The 14,110-nt window shown below is 62.1% G+C and carries 16 protein-coding genes; 2 read left to right on the top strand and 14 right to left on the bottom strand.

Annotated elements, in window-relative coordinates; all coding sequences use genetic code 11:
• The first annotated feature begins 41 nt into the window (after nucleotides 1-41).
• Entirely contained in the window at nucleotides 42-209 is a 168-nt protein-coding gene (locus A3E77_RS09800) for a hypothetical protein (RefSeq protein WP_293645410.1), read from the top strand.
• Here the strand turns inward: A3E77_RS09800 and A3E77_RS09795 are convergent.
• Nucleotides 206-781, bottom strand: a complete 576-nt coding sequence (locus tag A3E77_RS09795) for a hypothetical protein (protein ID WP_293645408.1) — start codon at nucleotides 779-781, stop codon at nucleotides 206-208. The genes A3E77_RS09800 and A3E77_RS09795 overlap by 4 nt on opposite strands.
• Nucleotides 782-930: 149 nt before the next feature.
• Between A3E77_RS09795 and A3E77_RS09790 the strand changes: the two genes are divergently transcribed.
• Nucleotides 931-1,263 carry a hypothetical protein gene (locus A3E77_RS09790; RefSeq protein ID WP_293645406.1) on the top strand — a complete coding sequence of 111 codons (333 nt, stop codon included), beginning with the start codon at nucleotides 931-933 and terminating at the stop codon, nucleotides 1,261-1,263.
• 554 nt (nucleotides 1,264-1,817) lie between these two features.
• Here the strand turns inward: A3E77_RS09790 and A3E77_RS09785 are convergent.
• From A3E77_RS09785 to A3E77_RS09725, 13 genes are all read right to left on the bottom strand, one after another.
• Complete coding sequence (locus A3E77_RS09785) at nucleotides 1,818-4,145, bottom strand: bifunctional DNA primase/polymerase (RefSeq protein ID WP_293645404.1); 2,328 nt, start codon at nucleotides 4,143-4,145, stop codon at nucleotides 1,818-1,820.
• Between the two features lie 67 nt (nucleotides 4,146-4,212).
• Complete coding sequence (locus tag A3E77_RS09780) at nucleotides 4,213-4,416, bottom strand: helix-turn-helix domain-containing protein (RefSeq protein WP_293645402.1); 204 nt, start codon at nucleotides 4,414-4,416, stop codon at nucleotides 4,213-4,215.
• Nucleotides 4,417-4,515: 99 nt separating this feature from the next.
• Nucleotides 4,516-4,740 (bottom strand): helix-turn-helix domain-containing protein, encoded by a 225-nt coding sequence (locus A3E77_RS09775; RefSeq protein ID WP_293645400.1) that lies wholly within the window; start codon nucleotides 4,738-4,740, stop codon nucleotides 4,516-4,518.
• Between the two features lie 99 nt (nucleotides 4,741-4,839).
• Nucleotides 4,840-6,036 (bottom strand): hypothetical protein, encoded by a 1,197-nt coding sequence (locus A3E77_RS09770; RefSeq protein WP_293645398.1) that lies wholly within the window; start codon nucleotides 6,034-6,036, stop codon nucleotides 4,840-4,842.
• Nucleotides 6,037-6,310: 274 nt separating this feature from the next.
• Nucleotides 6,311-6,595, bottom strand: a complete 285-nt coding sequence (locus A3E77_RS09765; RefSeq protein ID WP_293645396.1) for a hypothetical protein — start codon at nucleotides 6,593-6,595, stop codon at nucleotides 6,311-6,313.
• Nucleotides 6,596-6,881: 286 nt separating this feature from the next.
• Nucleotides 6,882-7,277, bottom strand: coding sequence for a hypothetical protein (locus tag A3E77_RS09760; protein ID WP_293645394.1), 396 nt, complete (start codon nucleotides 7,275-7,277; stop codon nucleotides 6,882-6,884).
• 45 nt (nucleotides 7,278-7,322) lie between these two features.
• A complete protein-coding gene (locus A3E77_RS09755; RefSeq protein WP_293645392.1) occupies nucleotides 7,323-7,577 on the bottom strand; it encodes a hypothetical protein in 255 nt (84 codons plus the stop codon).
• Between the two features lie 15 nt (nucleotides 7,578-7,592).
• The gene (locus tag A3E77_RS09750; RefSeq protein ID WP_293645390.1) at nucleotides 7,593-10,364 is read right to left on the bottom strand and encodes a tape measure protein; all 2,772 of its coding nucleotides are present in this window, start codon (nucleotides 10,362-10,364) and stop codon (nucleotides 7,593-7,595) included.
• Nucleotides 10,365-10,426: 62 nt separating this feature from the next.
• Entirely contained in the window at nucleotides 10,427-10,858 is a 432-nt protein-coding gene (locus A3E77_RS09745; protein ID WP_293645388.1) for an HK97-gp10 family putative phage morphogenesis protein, read from the bottom strand.
• Nucleotides 10,858-11,511, bottom strand: coding sequence for a hypothetical protein (locus tag A3E77_RS09740; RefSeq protein WP_293645386.1), 654 nt, complete (start codon nucleotides 11,509-11,511; stop codon nucleotides 10,858-10,860). Before A3E77_RS09740 ends, A3E77_RS09745 begins: the two co-directional genes overlap by 1 nt.
• A 241-nt stretch (nucleotides 11,512-11,752) precedes the next feature.
• Nucleotides 11,753-12,124, bottom strand: a complete 372-nt coding sequence (locus A3E77_RS09735) for a hypothetical protein (protein ID WP_293645384.1) — start codon at nucleotides 12,122-12,124, stop codon at nucleotides 11,753-11,755.
• Nucleotides 12,125-12,350: 226 nt separating this feature from the next.
• Nucleotides 12,351-13,214 (bottom strand): hypothetical protein, encoded by an 864-nt coding sequence (locus tag A3E77_RS09730; protein ID WP_293645382.1) that lies wholly within the window; start codon nucleotides 13,212-13,214, stop codon nucleotides 12,351-12,353.
• Between the two features lie 10 nt (nucleotides 13,215-13,224).
• Nucleotides 13,225-14,058, bottom strand: a complete 834-nt coding sequence (locus A3E77_RS09725) for a DUF2213 domain-containing protein (protein WP_293645380.1) — start codon at nucleotides 14,056-14,058, stop codon at nucleotides 13,225-13,227.
• Between the last annotated feature and the right edge of the window lie 52 nt (nucleotides 14,059-14,110).

Below are 14,110 nucleotides of genomic sequence, written 5' to 3'. Positions count from 1 at the left end.
CCGTGATCCGATACATCGGTGAGCAAATAAAGGAGATACCTATGAACAAAAAGCTGATGAAGTTGAAGTCCAAAGCCTGTGCAACTAAGCGTCGTAAGTCAAAACTAATGTCGATCACCGCCCTTTTCTTCGAAACTATCTGGGCGCTGGGAGTTAGTGTAGCCGCGGCGATGGCTATCTCCACCTCCACCCGACCTCGAGCAGCTTAGCCAGGCAGATCACCCGGCAGCGTCCTCTCGATAATTAGGCCATCCGCCGTGGTCGGGTGGGTCCTCATTTCGCGTTCGTCCAAGGGCGCGTCGGGGCGCTCGCGATACTTAGCCTGCTGGAGCGCAGCGGCAGCAGTCCACTGTTCCAACGGCATGGTGCCTGGCACGACGAGCACACCGCCCCCGCCGGTGTCCACGCTCAGCTTCGCATCATCGCGATCGCGCCAGCCATGCCGCGCCTTGGCCAGGAAGATCGCCGCGACGGTGTCGCCCTTGCGGGCAAGCTCCATCAGGATGTCCCGGAGCTCTGCCTCTTCAAAGGCCCGCTGCGCCTCGACCTGATCCAGAAGCTCATCGTCGTCGTAGATGAGCCGATCGAGAGTCTTCGCGCTGATTGACAGCGCGTTGGCGATCGCAGCCTTCGGATAACCATTAAGCAGCGCCGCCATGACGCGCTGGCGGTTGGCGTCCGACAGCCGAACCTTGTTGTGGGGTTCGAAACCTTCGAGCCTTGTACGCGCTGGCGCCACCGACGAGCCGGGCGCCGGCTCGTCGAGAGGGTCGATGCCCATGCGCCGTGCGCGCTTGCGGGGTGATCCAGCCATGCCCGACGAATGCCGTGGGAATTGATGCGGGCGATACCAACGCTCCGCCAACGAAAATCGTTGACACCCATTTTAGGATACTACATATCCCAATTTAGGATAAAAAGGAGTTTCCAATGCGCACATACGAACACATCGCTTACCTGCTAATGCTGATGCTGAAGGAGTCTGGCAAGGCTCGCTTTCGCCTTAGCCGAAAGTCGTTGCAGATCATCTCCGGTCGCGACGTCATCAAGACTGCTCTGATCCGCAACATCGCGGAATGGATGGAGGGAGTAGCGGTCATTCTTCCGCTCAACCGAGGCGGCTATGTCGTGATTTCGCAAGAGAGCCTAGAAGGCATTGCGCCCATGAAGATTGCCGAAGCTGTACCCAATTGGAGAGAAATCAGCATCGACGATCTACGGACCCAGATCGATTCCGCAGGCGAGGACGACGATGAAGATTGAAGCCGGAACGTTGTCTGGTCCGGTGCTTGGAACGACCCTCCGAAATCAAATCATTGATAGCACGTAATTTTACCCTTCCACGCCCGCTGATCGCTACTCAGTGGGCCAGCCGCTACGCGCGCGCGGGCGCGTTTTCGGATCGGACGGAATGCGAGGCAGCGCATCTCGCGGGCTTTCCGCCCGACAGTCCAGGCGCCTCCGTGATACCCCCTGTATTCGCCCTGTCTTTACCCCTGTCTTCTCCTAAAGGCTTATTTTTATTATTATTTTACGACACAAAAGACAGAAAGACATACAAGACAGCACTTTTGAGTTGTGTAGCGAATGCAAGGTCGGAGCATGGCGTCGGCAGACGGCGCGGTTGCTCGGCGTCACTGCCTCGCCGTTCTCTATGCGAACCGGGAGAGGTCAGTATTCGTTGTCTTTCTGTCTTGGCGCGGCTTTTTTCCTTACGGTTTAAGTCCTTAGGCCAAGACGGACGGAAGACAGGGGCCATCGCCCTGTCTTCATAGACCAAGATCGGTCCGACCTAATCCTGCCCACAGGCCGCGCCGTCAGCCCTCGGGGTGCTTCTGCTCCAGAAACGCGTCAGCCCGAGCCGCGGGAGACATCGCAGCGTACCGATCATGATCGGCGAGCGACCAGAGCTTCTCGGTCGGTCGCTTGTAGATGCCCAAGTACGGCTTCTTCTTCTGCGTGGTCGTTCGCTCGTGCGACGTAGCCCCGAGGTCATCTCGCAACCACCGCTCAATTTGGTCGGTCACTGGCGCCTTCCCGATCTGGTCGATCGACCGCCTAACGACGGGCAGGTCCAAGATGTCGTCGTACATGCCGATCAGTTCCCGGCCGGTGGTGAAAGGCAGCTGGCCGTTGGCATGGAGGTCTGCGAGTTCCTGGACGACGCGTGGTCTGGTGAACGCAATCTGACGATCGAGCTCCTCGGTCTTGGGCAGATACCGCCGTGGATGAAACTTAGAGATGTCCCGCGCCTGAAGGTCGTGCAGCATGGCTTCCAGCCCGCCCTCATCGTCCATCTGTCGGTATAGCTTGTCGAAGAAGGCCTTCTTGCCTTGGAACCGGTTGCTGACGCGGCTGATGACGAGACGGCGCTCATCCTCGGATGCCGGCCATACCCAAGGGCTGTTCGACGCCCCCATGACGTGCAGATAGTTCTTGGCGACCACGACGTCCTTACCCTTGCCTTCGACGGTGATCGTCGGCTCGGTGATCACCCGCTTGAGTGTGCCTTCGGTCTTCTTGTCGCCCGCCCAGATCGCCTCATCGACAAACAGGAACACGCAGTCCCGAAGGTGGGCATTGAAGTGTCCGCTGAGATGCTGAGCGTCGCTGACGTGCATGCCGTGGCGTCCGGCGAGAGTGGTCAGCGCGCGACAGTAGGACCCCTTGCCCGTGCCTTTGCCGCCGACGAAGAACACGGCGACCTCGGCTGGCTTGTCGGGGTTCTGGATCATGAAAGCCGACCAGTCGAGGACGTACTCGAACAATTCACGGTTACCGTCACAGAGCCCTTCGAGGAGCAGTTCCTGCATCAGGGACCAGTCTCCCTTGCGTGGCTGTACTGACCAGCCCGTCCATAGGTTAAGCGTCAGGGCGCTCGCAGGAATGCGTCGGGCGGGATCGAACACGACCTTGGTGGCTCGGTTCCGTCGAGGCCAACGGAGCCACGAGGAGCCGACCGGCACGGTAGTCTCCTTTCCCTGCGGGGTGAGGCCAGGGACGGAGTGGCCCGCAACGCTGTCGATGAAGTCCTGCTTCTTCTGGACCTGCCAGAAGTCCCGGTTGAGTTCGAAGTCCCAGATCCGCCGAAAGACACGAAAGCCGCCGTCAGCGTCGGTGGCAATATACCCCATCGCATTCAATTCCGCTTCCGTCTTCGGAAGCTTTGACTGGTGATGTAACTTCGCCTGAACCTTGGCATTCGCGGTAGTGATTGCACCCGGTAATACCGGCTCTTCAAGTGGATCAATGTCGTCGAAGTCTTCCAACGCCGCGGCTTGGTCCGGTGCCACAAGATGGGCGACATTGGCGTCCACCAAGAACTTGATTAGCGTGCGCTCTGTGATGCGACCCGATTTCGCGGTGTCTAGGCTGTCCCAACGACGACCGATAATCTGGCCATGCCCGGCATAAGCGGGATCGCCGATAGACCATTCAACGAACTCATCGCAGCCACCGCCCTCTGTCGCGTCGTGGCACGACATCATTAGTTCGAGCCAACGTGCGTGCTCGCGGAAGTCTTCGACGTCCAAGTGCGAAAGGACATAAGCCAGCCTCTCTGGCGACCAGCTACCCGCGGCTGCAATGTTCGGCACCCCAGCTGGCCTAGCTGCGAGATCGAGTAGCGACTGCGGGACGAGAGGCTGACTGTCCAGCGGATCAATATCGCACAGGACAGAATATGGCTTTCGCGTCTCTGGATGGATGGAACCCGGCGCGACCACTTGGCCGCCGACGAATTTTAGGTCGATGCCAGGGTATCCATCCCGCTCCAGATTGCCCTTCAGTCGACCAGCGCCATTAGGCAGGCGCATATAGATGTGCTGACCGCCAGAGCCGGTGCGCACCGTGGAGAAATCCGAGGCATTGATAGCGAAGTCACGCTGAAGACGCTCCCACGAGTCATCGCCGCCGTTTCGCGGATCCACATCCACGACGAGATCAAGGTCGCCGAGAACGACTCCCACATTGCGGTTCTCCGCCAAGCGCTGTGCCGCCTCGTCAGCATCGAAACGTACACTTCGGTCAGTGGTCCATTTGCGGTCGACTGGGCGCTTGCCGTTGAGTTCGATGAACTCAGCATTCTGGAGGAATGCTGGCTGTTTGGGGGGAGCCCCGGCGGTATCGATATTCTCGTCAGACATTCAATGTTCCTAATAGCTCATGGTGCTTTTGTCTGTCTCGCAGTTGGCCAATCCCATTCCGGCCACACTAGGGGCGCGTGTCGAGATTTTCGGCCGCGCCCCTCTCTTTTCCTATTGCGTACTCATCGACGTCATCGCGGCGATAGAGCACGAAACGCCCCTTTTTTAGGAAAGGCGGCCCCTTGCCCTTGCAGCGCATCCATCTCAACGTCCCTTCGGTAGTTGAAAGTCGGGCGGCTGTTTCGCCGGGCGTCATGAAATCTTCGAGCATTCGATTACATCCTGGTCGTTGCGCTATCGATAGATAGCCCGCATCAACGCGAGATTGAGACCAGCAAAATGTTGGCGGCGCGCCAGTCAGCCGCAGCGATCATGCGCGAACGAAAGCGTCCAGATCTTCACGGTGGTAACGGACGAGGCGGTCCTGAACGATATGATACTTCGGCCCCTTCCCCGTTGCTCGCCAGTTCTTGAGCGTACCGGCGGTGGCGCCAAGGTACGCTGCGGCCTGATCGCTGTCCATCCACGGGGTGCTCGGCTTGCCGAGTTCCGCACGGATGACCTCGCGGATTTCGTCGATGGTGATGGCGGTCAAAAGGGTGCTCCTGAAAGAAGGAAGGCCGAGCGATCCGCCCGGCCTCCAGTTTGGGACTTACCCAATTTTGATAGCGGCTCGACCACGGCGGCTATCCCATCATTCAGGGGCAGGCAGGGCCAATTGGGGGCTGCCCAAGTCAATCGACACGGCATCCTCTTCGCCGTCGCGGGTGAACTGCGCGGCGCCGAATACCATGTCCTCCAGGGCCTGCGCATGGACCCGCAGTTGCTCGACCAAGTGCTGGGCATGGACATATCCACCGCTCGCGCCTGGTAGCTTTTGGCCGAGCAGCAGCGCGCTTTCGGCGTAGGGCACGCCAGCGGCGATATAGAGCGTGCGGGCATGGTGGCGATATTCATGCGGGCTCGGAAGACCCTTCTCCTTCGGTTCCTCGATGTGGCCGCTGCGGCTGGTCACCGACGGCCAGAGCCAGTCGCTGGCCAACGGCTCGTCGGTTCGCATCCGGTGCGCGAGAATTGTCGCCAGCCGGGCGCCCATCGGAAGCTGAAGCGGTTCGTCGCTGGTTTTCATGTGGGTCAAAGTCAGAACGGCCTTCTTCGCGTCCACGTCGTCACGGCGCACCTGCAGTATGGACGAACGCCGAGCGCCGGTAAGCAGCATGGAAATGTGGAGATCACGGCGCACAGGACTGAGCTGCAGCACATCACTCCACCACGCGGTTAGGTCGAGCGGAGCAACCCTCCGACGCTTCGTCGAGGGGACATGCAGTGCCGCGACCGGATTGCCGGTGAGTGTTTCGTCGATTCGCATGGCCGTGTTCACCACTGCCCGCAGCGTCCGCATCACCGACGCACCCGTTGTCTCGCCGTGCTTCCGTTTCAGTTCGCCGAACAGGTCACGGACCATCTGCCGAGAAATGTCGGCCACGGCCTTCTTCCGCCACGCTTTCAAGTAGTGGTCGAGGTGATAGCGATAACCTTCCTCGGTCCGCGGCCTGTGCGGTTTCTCGGTCAGATGAGCTTCCAATGCCCGCTCCAATGTGATGCCGGTCTCATCGGGCCCGTCCGTCGGGTCGATCCCCGACTGTATCTGCGACATAAGAGCCTTCGCGCGGTTGCGGGCATCGCGCAGCCCGATCCTATCCACCCGGTCGATCTTCACGCGCACTGTGCGGACATGGCGGCCGTTCCGCCGCACGTCTCCTTGGCAGGCATATGACTTCGTGGTCTTGTGGCAAATCACCATCAGGCCACGGACCTGGGTATCCCGATGGATGCCCGATCCGAGGGGTAGCTCGCGGATGCGAGCCTCAGTGAGATTGATTACGGCCATGCGACATTCTCCTTGCAAGCACCGCGTCAGACACCGAAAGGCCGCTATCTCTAGCCGCCGCCGAATGACGCTGAGTGCTGTGAATGTCGCGGTTTTACGTGCTTGCGAGCCGCCTGATGACCATGATTAGCCTCAGATTACCGGGCTATGCGCAACTTTTAATCAGTAGGTCGCTGGTTCGAACCCAGCAGGGCTCACCACTACAAAATCAGCCATTTTTCGCGAGTTTCGGCCCTCCCCTAACGGAGCAAATTTGGCCGAAATAAGTATATGGTCAGGATCGTACGAGCTTCGATACACCGTCGCTCCCCGGCACCGCCCAAGGGTGCGGGCTATACCGCATCGGCGTCAAGTGCGTCGGCACGACGGCGAGATAAGGATTCTTCGCACCGCACCGCTGACATTTGAACCGCTCGCGCCACCAGGTGAAACTATCATTGCCCGCGCTCATTTCTAGCAGCTTGTCGAGGCCTATCGTGGTCACGCGCTCGCATCCGCGGCATGTCAGCTTCGCGGTAACGACGTTTTGCAGCCAGCCAGAGACGCGATCGAGTTCCATCGCCCGACGCTAGCGATGTTCTCATATTGTTCGCAATGATTCGGTGAGCGTCCCGATCTAGAGCGGCCCCGCCCGATGGTTTATTGACGAGCAACTCCAACGGCGTATCATCATCAACACTTCGACCCGCGATTCCCTGGAGGGCGGAGGGGCTTGCATTGAGATATGCCGGAAAGCCCGCGTTCCACTGGCGCGGGCTTTTTGGTGCATGGTGGCCCCGCCGCTTGGGTCGCTGAGCGGCGGGGTTGTGCGGCGAATAACGGCTGATCGTGAAAGATCGGTGAAACTATCCCTTCCGGGTGATCGCTTCGAGAATCGAACCGACGCCGAGACAAAAGACGCCGAGCCCGATCGCGAACAGGCTGCCGCCGATCGCCAGCCCCTTGTGGAATTGCAGGTCGAGGTTGACGACTTCCCCGCCGCCAAATGGCCCGCCGCTTTCGACGGTGGTCCCCATGAACAGGCTCAGCGTGAGGGCGATGAGGCCGACCAAGGCGAACGCCCATCCCGACATGCGCCAGCTATCGGCCGGCGAGCTGGTCGCGGCGCTCATTCCCGGCGTCCATTCGACAGGATCGCCGCCGCCGTTGGCCGACGCGAACATATAGCCACACTGGCATCGTTCGGTATCGAGCGGCGCGTCGGTGCCGCATAGCGGGCAGGATTTCGTTGCAGCGGCCATCTTGGCTCCCCTTTGTCGCATGGCTATCGCAGACGGCGGATGCGCTCAATCCCTCTCACCGTCCACGACGGCCAGTTTGACCGGCCCATCCTTCTCCCACCTCTCAACGGTATTCGTCACGCCGGTAGCCATGATCCCCATGAGATCCGCTACAACGCCGCCCGTTTCGACTGCGCCGATACGAATGCACCCGGCGATGGCTCGCCCGTCGATAATTCCTTTTGCGTGGAGCGCGCCGACCAAGATCGCGAACGCGCGCGATGTGGCGGCAAATTCGTCACTGGTGTGTGAAATTATCATATCCATTGTCCCTGTTTAGCGTCCTGCTCCCGGCATCCGCGGTCGATTGGCGCGCCGCATGGTCTCGTTCGCCGCCGCGTCGATAAGCGGGCGGGCCGCTTGGCTTACGACCTCGACTGCGACGGGGCCAGAGACATTGACGATACGCGCGTCGAGATCGCCGCTCAGTTCGACACGCACCGTTGCGATGCCGTTACCCTGCGCCCCGCCGCGCGCCGCCATTTTGTTCACCTGCCCAAGCGGGATGACCTCGCCATTCGTCCAAGGCCGGAAATATTCGGGATTGCCGGGGGTAGCAGTCTCATTGATGCGATAGAGGCTCCCGGCCGCGACAGGCCCACCGCCCGCGCGGAAGCCTCGCAGGTCCATCCCGCCTGCATTGCCCGGCGCGCCGTCGCCGGTGAAGCCGCCGCCGAAGATGCTTCCCGCGACATTCATAAGCGCATTTACGATGGTCTGTTGGATTGCGATGCGGATGAGGTCCGCGATGATCGATTGCGCGACATTCTTGAAAACGTCGCCCAGGTTTTTGCTGTTCGCGATGGCATCTGCGAGCCCGTCATTGAGTGAGCGCAGGCCGTTCGCGGCGATGCCCTCGAATTGATCGTCCAGGTTAAGGCCCTGCTTTCGCAGATCATCAATATACTGCCCGAGCGCCCCCGCCTGGCCGCGATCGAAGTCAATCCGCTCGGCGGTTTGCTTGCGGGCCAGCGCGCCGCGAGCCTGAGCCGCGTCTAGCACGTCGCCGCGGGCTATCGCTTCGTCGAGCAACGACCGTTCGATTTGCTGCTGAATTTCCAGCATTCGGCGTTCAATCGCGACGCGGTTTTTCCGGACGTCGGTGATACCAGCTTCGGCGCCGAGCGCATCCAGTTCGTCGCGCATGGCGTCGTTTTGCTGGCGGGCAAGCCGTTCCTGCTCCTCCCGCGAGATGGCAAGCTGATAGGCGGTCTCGCGGCCCTGCACCGTGATTTCGTCGGCGGCGCCATAGAGGTTGTCGATAATCTTGCGGCGAGCGTTCGCTTCGCCTTCGAGCAGTTGCCCCTTGCGCTGAGCCTCATCGATATCCTTGCGGCGCATGGTCGCTTCGAGGTCGAGGGCATCGCGGGCAAACGATGCCCTCTCCTTGGCAGACGTGGCGACCTGTTCCTTGGCGCGCAGTTCTTCGAGCTGAAGCTGGCGCAGTTCCTGTTCGTTGCGAAACTGCGCGTCGAGCGGATCTTCGGCGGCTCGGGTGCGGGAGGTGCGGGTGCCTTTCGGTTTGTCGCCGGTCGCGGTGGCGGTGCGCTTGCCCCCGCCGTCAAGGTCAACGCCCGCCTGAAATGCCGCCGCCTGAACGTCGACGCGGACCCGCAGTCCCGCCTCAAACTGGCGTTCGCCCGCCAGTTTCTGTTCGGCTTGGACGAGTTGCGGAGATTTTCGGCCCTCGCGGATCGCACCCGGGTTGGCGGCCCGCTGCGCACGAATATATTCGGTGAGAACGGCCTGACGATCCTGCGATGCCCTGATATCGTCATTGTATTGCTGGATCTTTCCGCCAGCGGTTTCCTTGTTGAATTTGCGGGCCTCGATCAGGGCGTTCCGATAGGAATCCGAAAGGTCATCAACCGAGCCCTTCGCCCGAGCCGCCGCGGCCGCAAGCTCGTCCGTCTGCACGCCCGCGGCCTTCAGCTTCGAGATCATGCCGTCGAGTTCGGCGGCGTTTTGCTCATTGGCCTCCCGCAGGTCATCGATCGACAAGCCGGTATTCTCGGATTGCGACGCGAGATAGATCAGGCCCGCGCCCACCGCCGTTATCGCCGCCGCGACGCCGACGGGGCCAGCCAGGGCAGCACCGAGCCCGCCGAAGGCAAAAGTCGCCGCTTCGGCCGCTGTAGCAGCACCGCCCATGGCCGCCGTGAGGGCAAAGAATGCCCGCGAGCCCGCGATGGCGTTCGCGACCATGGTTCCGCCCATGACGGCTGCGATCGTGGCGAGCGCCGGGATGATGATATCCAGATTCTCGGCGAGCAACTGCATTGCGCCAGCCAGCGCAGCCGTTGCGCCGTTCGCTTCCGCGCTCTGCCCGATATACACGGTGAAGCGGCTGCTGAGTGCCTCAAAGGCACCGGCGAGGGTGAGCGTGGCTTTCGCGGCTTTCGCGTCCAGTTCGGCGCTCCCGGCGATGATGCCCGCGAAGAATTCCTGCGAGGTAACTTTGCCGTCCAGCATCGCGGCCCGCAATTTGTTGATATCGCCACCGAACCGCTCGGCCCCGGCCGCCGCTTGGAGCAGCGGACGCAAGCCGCCTTCGTTGATTTGCGAATATTCTTCGGCGCGGACGGTGCCGGATGCGAGGGCTTGGGAGAGGCCCAGAATGGCGCCCTGCGCTTGCGCTGCGCTGGTTCCGGTGATCTTAAGCGCCTGGCTGGTCGCTTCGGTAAGCTGGAGAATTTCGCCTTCACTGGCTCCGAAACTGCGGCCCGCGTCGGCGGCCTTGCCATAGAGGTTCGCAAGGCCTTCGATGCCGACGCCATAACGCGACGACAAATCGAGCAGCTGGCTTTGCACGCGCTGCAATTTCTCACCCTCAAGCCCCGCGACCTTGAGGCTATTTTGCAACCGGGTGAAGCTGTCGATCGCCGCGACAAGTTCGCGTCCGGTGAACAGCGTTGCGAATGTAGCGGCAAGGCCTCGGAGGCTCGCCCCGATCGCGCCCGATGATCGCCTGATCTGGTTTTCGAGGCGCGTCACGTCACGGCCAACGCGGTCCAGCCCCTGACCGGATTCGCGCTGGAATCGGCGCATCTCTTCCCGCGCGGCTCGGGTGTCTGCTATCAAGCGCAGCACCAGGGGATCAACTTCGGGCATTAACCTGCGCCTCCTCTTACGATGTGATCAACGGCCTCCGCGAATTTCTTGCGGGCCTCTTTCTTCTTCGCGTCGCGCGCGGGCCGAAAATACGGGCGCGCCTCCATTTTGCTTGTGCCCCATTCGAGAGGGGCACTATGCGCCGCGTTGGCCTGGACGACGACTTCCTCGTCGGACGGCTGCAAAACCTCGATCCCCTCTGCCAAGTCACCGAATTCGTTATTGGGCGGGGTGTTCGGGGCGCTGACGACGTGCTGGTGCTTGCCGCCGGATTGCCCGCTGGATGAGCCGGACGTGATGAGATGTTGAGCGTGCACGGCGATCGTCTCGCCAGCCTCGCGCAGCGCAGCGCCCAAAAGCCTCTTCGCTCGCGGCGATGTGATCGCCTTCAACCGCTTTTCGAGCGATCCGCGGCCGGACCAGCCGCCCATCACGTCATCACCATGATCGGACGGCCGATCAGGTCGGCCCACCGGCTCAATTCGCGCGACGTGATGCCGTCGGCCGCCACGCGATAGAGGATCATCTGCCCACCGACCCGCGCGCGGCCATCACCGTGGTCGCAGCGGCGTTGATGTTCCGCGAGGGCCAGCGCGTCGGCTTCCGGGTCGAACGAATGGCCGGGCCAAAGGTCTGAGCCTTCCAGCGCGGGCATGAACAGGGTCCGGACGGGCCGCAGCGCGAAGGTCTCGGCACCGCCCGCCAAGTCGGGCGTCGACGCCATGATTCCGCAGCGCCCTTCCTGCGCGTCTGCATCCCACCATGCGAGGGTGAGGCGGATGCCGTCGGGCAGGTCGCCAGCCTCGCCGTCGTCCTCTTCTTCGGCCTCGTCGACGAGCTGGCATAGGAAGGCGGACAATCGCGCGAAGGCGGTAGTTTGGTCGGGCTGGTCGGCAAGCCATGCCTCTATGCGGTCCTCAACCTCGCGAGCGGCGCGCCCGCAAATGCCGATCATCATCGCGAGGCGGGCGTCGGTGACGACCTTTTCGGCAAAGCCCAGGACAGTGCCGTCGCTGTGATAACCGGCGGTATCGGCGATCAGATAGGCGCCGCCTTCGCGGGCAAAGGCATTCATGGCGGTCATCGGATCGAGGTCCGGCCCGCGGTGACGCCGAAAACGGCTTTGCGTGGCGTTCGGGGGTCTATCGAGACGTTCAGGCGTTCAACCGACCCAACCGGCATTTTCGGCGCCTTGGGACGTTTCGCCAGCAGGGTTGAGCCGATACCAGCGCCCACCGCGATTGCTGCGGCGGGAAGCTGCCAAGGGCCGGGGATCATCGCGACGACCGACGCAATTGCACCGACGATTTTGAGGACTTTGGAAATTACCCGTCTCCCAACTTGCGCGGCGCCTCGACTTGGCTCGAACGCGGATGGACCGAGAACAGGCCGGAATAGACTTCGGCGCCGTGGTGGCGAAGGCGATAGACGAGATGCTCGATTTCGGGCCGCGCCGGACCCTGAGCGGCGGCGATTTGCTCGGCGGTGAGCGCGAGGGTGATTTCGGCTCCATCGGCGATGCGCTCGATCGTCAGATGATCGAACACGGCCATTTCCGGCTCGTCGGGATGCTCGCCGCGCAGGATGGCGAGCGTGTAGGCGCCGGTGCGGTATTTCTTGCCCTTGGCGCGCCACTTGCCCGCGAGCGGCTTTTCCTCGCCGCGCGTGACCCAGATCAGGCCGTGAAAGCTCAGCATGGCAGTTTTCCAAGGTGCGTTTCGGCGATGGATGGCACCGGGCGGGCTTCGAGGATTTGAGGGGGGCCGGCCCGCCCGGTGACCGGCGCAGGGGTAGCACCGATAGGGTTGACGAGGGGACAGCCAAGGAGTCCTGCCCCCTCGCCTTGGTCGACCGACGACACGCCCCCATGAAAAGACGCATCGTCAGCCGTGCGTCCGCCCGCAAAAAGGGACGACTGCAATGTCATGCGACGATGACCCGATCCGACGGCAGGCCGACGACCTCATTGTCTTTGAGGGGCGTCACGGTGCAGCCGTTCGCCTGGGCATCCTTGACGCCCTCGACGGTCATCACGGCTTCCCGCACATCGCCTTTGCCCATGGGCGTATAGCCGCGCCGCGTCTCAATCATGGTCCGCGAGCCGTTCGTCGGTCCCACGACCATGTAGCGTTTCCATCGGCCATGCTCGGTGGCCTTGGATTCCTGATAGGCAGCCCATTGTCGGCGCGAGGCTTCCTCCATACGCACAAATCCCGCCGCGAGCTTGTTAGGGGGCCATGCAAGGCCGTGCCCGCCAAATTCCGGGATCTTCATATTGACCAGCCGCGTCACAGGCGAAGGGCCGATATAAAAGTTCGCGGGGACACCGCGGGCGATCGCCTCGGCGCTTTCCAATGTCGTCCCGCCCCGCGCGTCCATTTCCTCGATCTCGGCGAGCAGGCCGGTGAGTTCGTCGAAAATGGCGGGGATGCGTTCGGCGAGGCGGGCCGCGAGTTCGTCACGGCTGGCGATAAGCGCCGCCTTTGCTTCCTCTTGCGCCCTTCGATGCTCCGAATTGCGCTTGGCTTCGAGCTTCGCCTGCAATTCGTCGATCGCCGTCGTGTAGGCCTTGGCGGTGCGCCGACAATGTTGCGCCAGCCGGTCGGCTTCCTCGCGGTCATCGTCGCTCAGCGCCAGGTTGACCGCCTCGGCGGCGTGATGCTCGGCGGCGCCGGTCTGCCGGTCGCGCTCGGCGGTGGCCTCGGCAATCAGGGCTTCGAGGTCAGTGATGTTGACGCGATCCGTCGACCGCGCGCTGGTGAGGCGCTCGTTGAGAGTTTTAGCCATGTCGAATTCCTCAGCTGTAGGCGTTGGAGCGCGCGAGGTTGCGCATCGCGGCATTGGTGTCATTGCCGCGCTGCGCCGCGTCAGCGGTCAAACCGGTGGCAGGCATTGCAGCCACGCCGGTGAGGGCATATTCGCGGGCAGCATCGGCAACCTGCGCGTTGTAATTTTGCACCTTGCTGGCAGCAATCAGGCGCGCACTGTCCTCATTGAACGGCGGCGCGCGGTCGCCCATGAAAGCGAATTTTCGGGTGTGCGATGCGCGCATCTGCGCGACCTCAAGGTTGATTTGGTCGATGTCGTTCGTCATTGCGCTGTCTCCGATGCGGGCTTTTTCCCCTGCGCGGCCCTTGGGAACCTGGGCGATATGGTCGCCGCGAATCTTGCGCTGGGTTGCCTGAAACGGCGTTCCATCCGGCGCGATGCCGTCACCCCAAACGAGTTCGCAGGCATAGCCGCCGCTGAGTTCGCGGGCCTCGCCGCTGTCATAGGCACGGATCGCCGCAGCATCGGCGAGCATCAAAGGGATTTCGACATAATCGCCATCGCGGGCAACCTTGCCCTCGGTCCAGCCGACGCCGTGCTGTTTCCAGTTGTCGATCGTGACCCCACCGGCGGGATGGCCGAGCGTGATGGCCTTGTGCGCGAAACTCGCCATCGCGGCCTCGTCGAAAACTTCGCTTTCGGGCCGATAGACGTTGACGGTCGCGAGATCGGGGCGGCCCAATTCGGCGCCGGTATATTGCTGGACACCGCTTCGGGCGAATTTGGCGACGGCGGCGATGCGGCCATCTGCCAAGCGGCGCACCTTTTCGAGCGGTGCGCGATCGTGAAAGGTCATCTGCATGATGCCTGAGCTCCTTGGCCTCAGCTAGGCGGAGGCGGACGCGGCTGGCAGG

The sequence above is a fragment of the Sphingopyxis sp. RIFCSPHIGHO2_12_FULL_65_19 genome (assembly GCF_001830555.1).
Taxonomy (GTDB): domain Bacteria; phylum Pseudomonadota; class Alphaproteobacteria; order Sphingomonadales; family Sphingomonadaceae; genus Sphingopyxis.
This window is presented reverse-complemented; position numbering and strand designations above follow the sequence as displayed.

What these genes read in the sequence shown, in the direction of transcription:
- A3E77_RS09755 (WP_293645392.1), bottom strand. Translation starts at nt 7,577, where the DNA reads ATGATAATTTCACACACCAGTGACGAATTTGCCGCCACATCGCGCGCG.
- A3E77_RS09765 (WP_293645396.1), bottom strand. Translation starts at nt 6,595, where the DNA reads ATGGAACTCGATCGCGTCTCTGGCTGGCTGCAAAACGTCGTTACCGCG.
- A3E77_RS09760 (WP_293645394.1), bottom strand. Translation starts at nt 7,277, where the DNA reads ATGGCCGCTGCAACGAAATCCTGCCCGCTATGCGGCACCGACGCGCCG.
- A3E77_RS09725 (WP_293645380.1), bottom strand. Translation starts at nt 14,058, where the DNA reads ATGCAGATGACCTTTCACGATCGCGCACCGCTCGAAAAGGTGCGCCGC.
- A3E77_RS09735 (WP_293645384.1), bottom strand. Translation starts at nt 12,124, where the DNA reads ATGCTGAGCTTTCACGGCCTGATCTGGGTCACGCGCGGCGAGGAAAAG.
- A3E77_RS09790 (WP_293645406.1), top strand. Translation starts at nt 931, where the DNA reads ATGCGCACATACGAACACATCGCTTACCTGCTAATGCTGATGCTGAAG.
- A3E77_RS09770 (WP_293645398.1), bottom strand. Translation starts at nt 6,036, where the DNA reads ATGGCCGTAATCAATCTCACTGAGGCTCGCATCCGCGAGCTACCCCTC.
- A3E77_RS09795 (WP_293645408.1), bottom strand. Translation starts at nt 781, where the DNA reads ATGGGCATCGACCCTCTCGACGAGCCGGCGCCCGGCTCGTCGGTGGCG.
- A3E77_RS09740 (WP_293645386.1), bottom strand. Translation starts at nt 11,511, where the DNA reads ATGACCGCCATGAATGCCTTTGCCCGCGAAGGCGGCGCCTATCTGATC.
- A3E77_RS09745 (WP_293645388.1), bottom strand. Translation starts at nt 10,858, where the DNA reads ATGGGCGGCTGGTCCGGCCGCGGATCGCTCGAAAAGCGGTTGAAGGCG.
- A3E77_RS09800 (WP_293645410.1), top strand. Translation starts at nt 42, where the DNA reads ATGAACAAAAAGCTGATGAAGTTGAAGTCCAAAGCCTGTGCAACTAAG.
- A3E77_RS09780 (WP_293645402.1), bottom strand. Translation starts at nt 4,416, where the DNA reads ATGCTCGAAGATTTCATGACGCCCGGCGAAACAGCCGCCCGACTTTCA.
- A3E77_RS09785 (WP_293645404.1), bottom strand. Translation starts at nt 4,145, where the DNA reads ATGTCTGACGAGAATATCGATACCGCCGGGGCTCCCCCCAAACAGCCA.
- A3E77_RS09750 (WP_293645390.1), bottom strand. Translation starts at nt 10,364, where the DNA reads ATGCGCCGATTCCAGCGCGAATCCGGTCAGGGGCTGGACCGCGTTGGC.
- A3E77_RS09730 (WP_293645382.1), bottom strand. Translation starts at nt 13,214, where the DNA reads ATGGCTAAAACTCTCAACGAGCGCCTCACCAGCGCGCGGTCGACGGAT.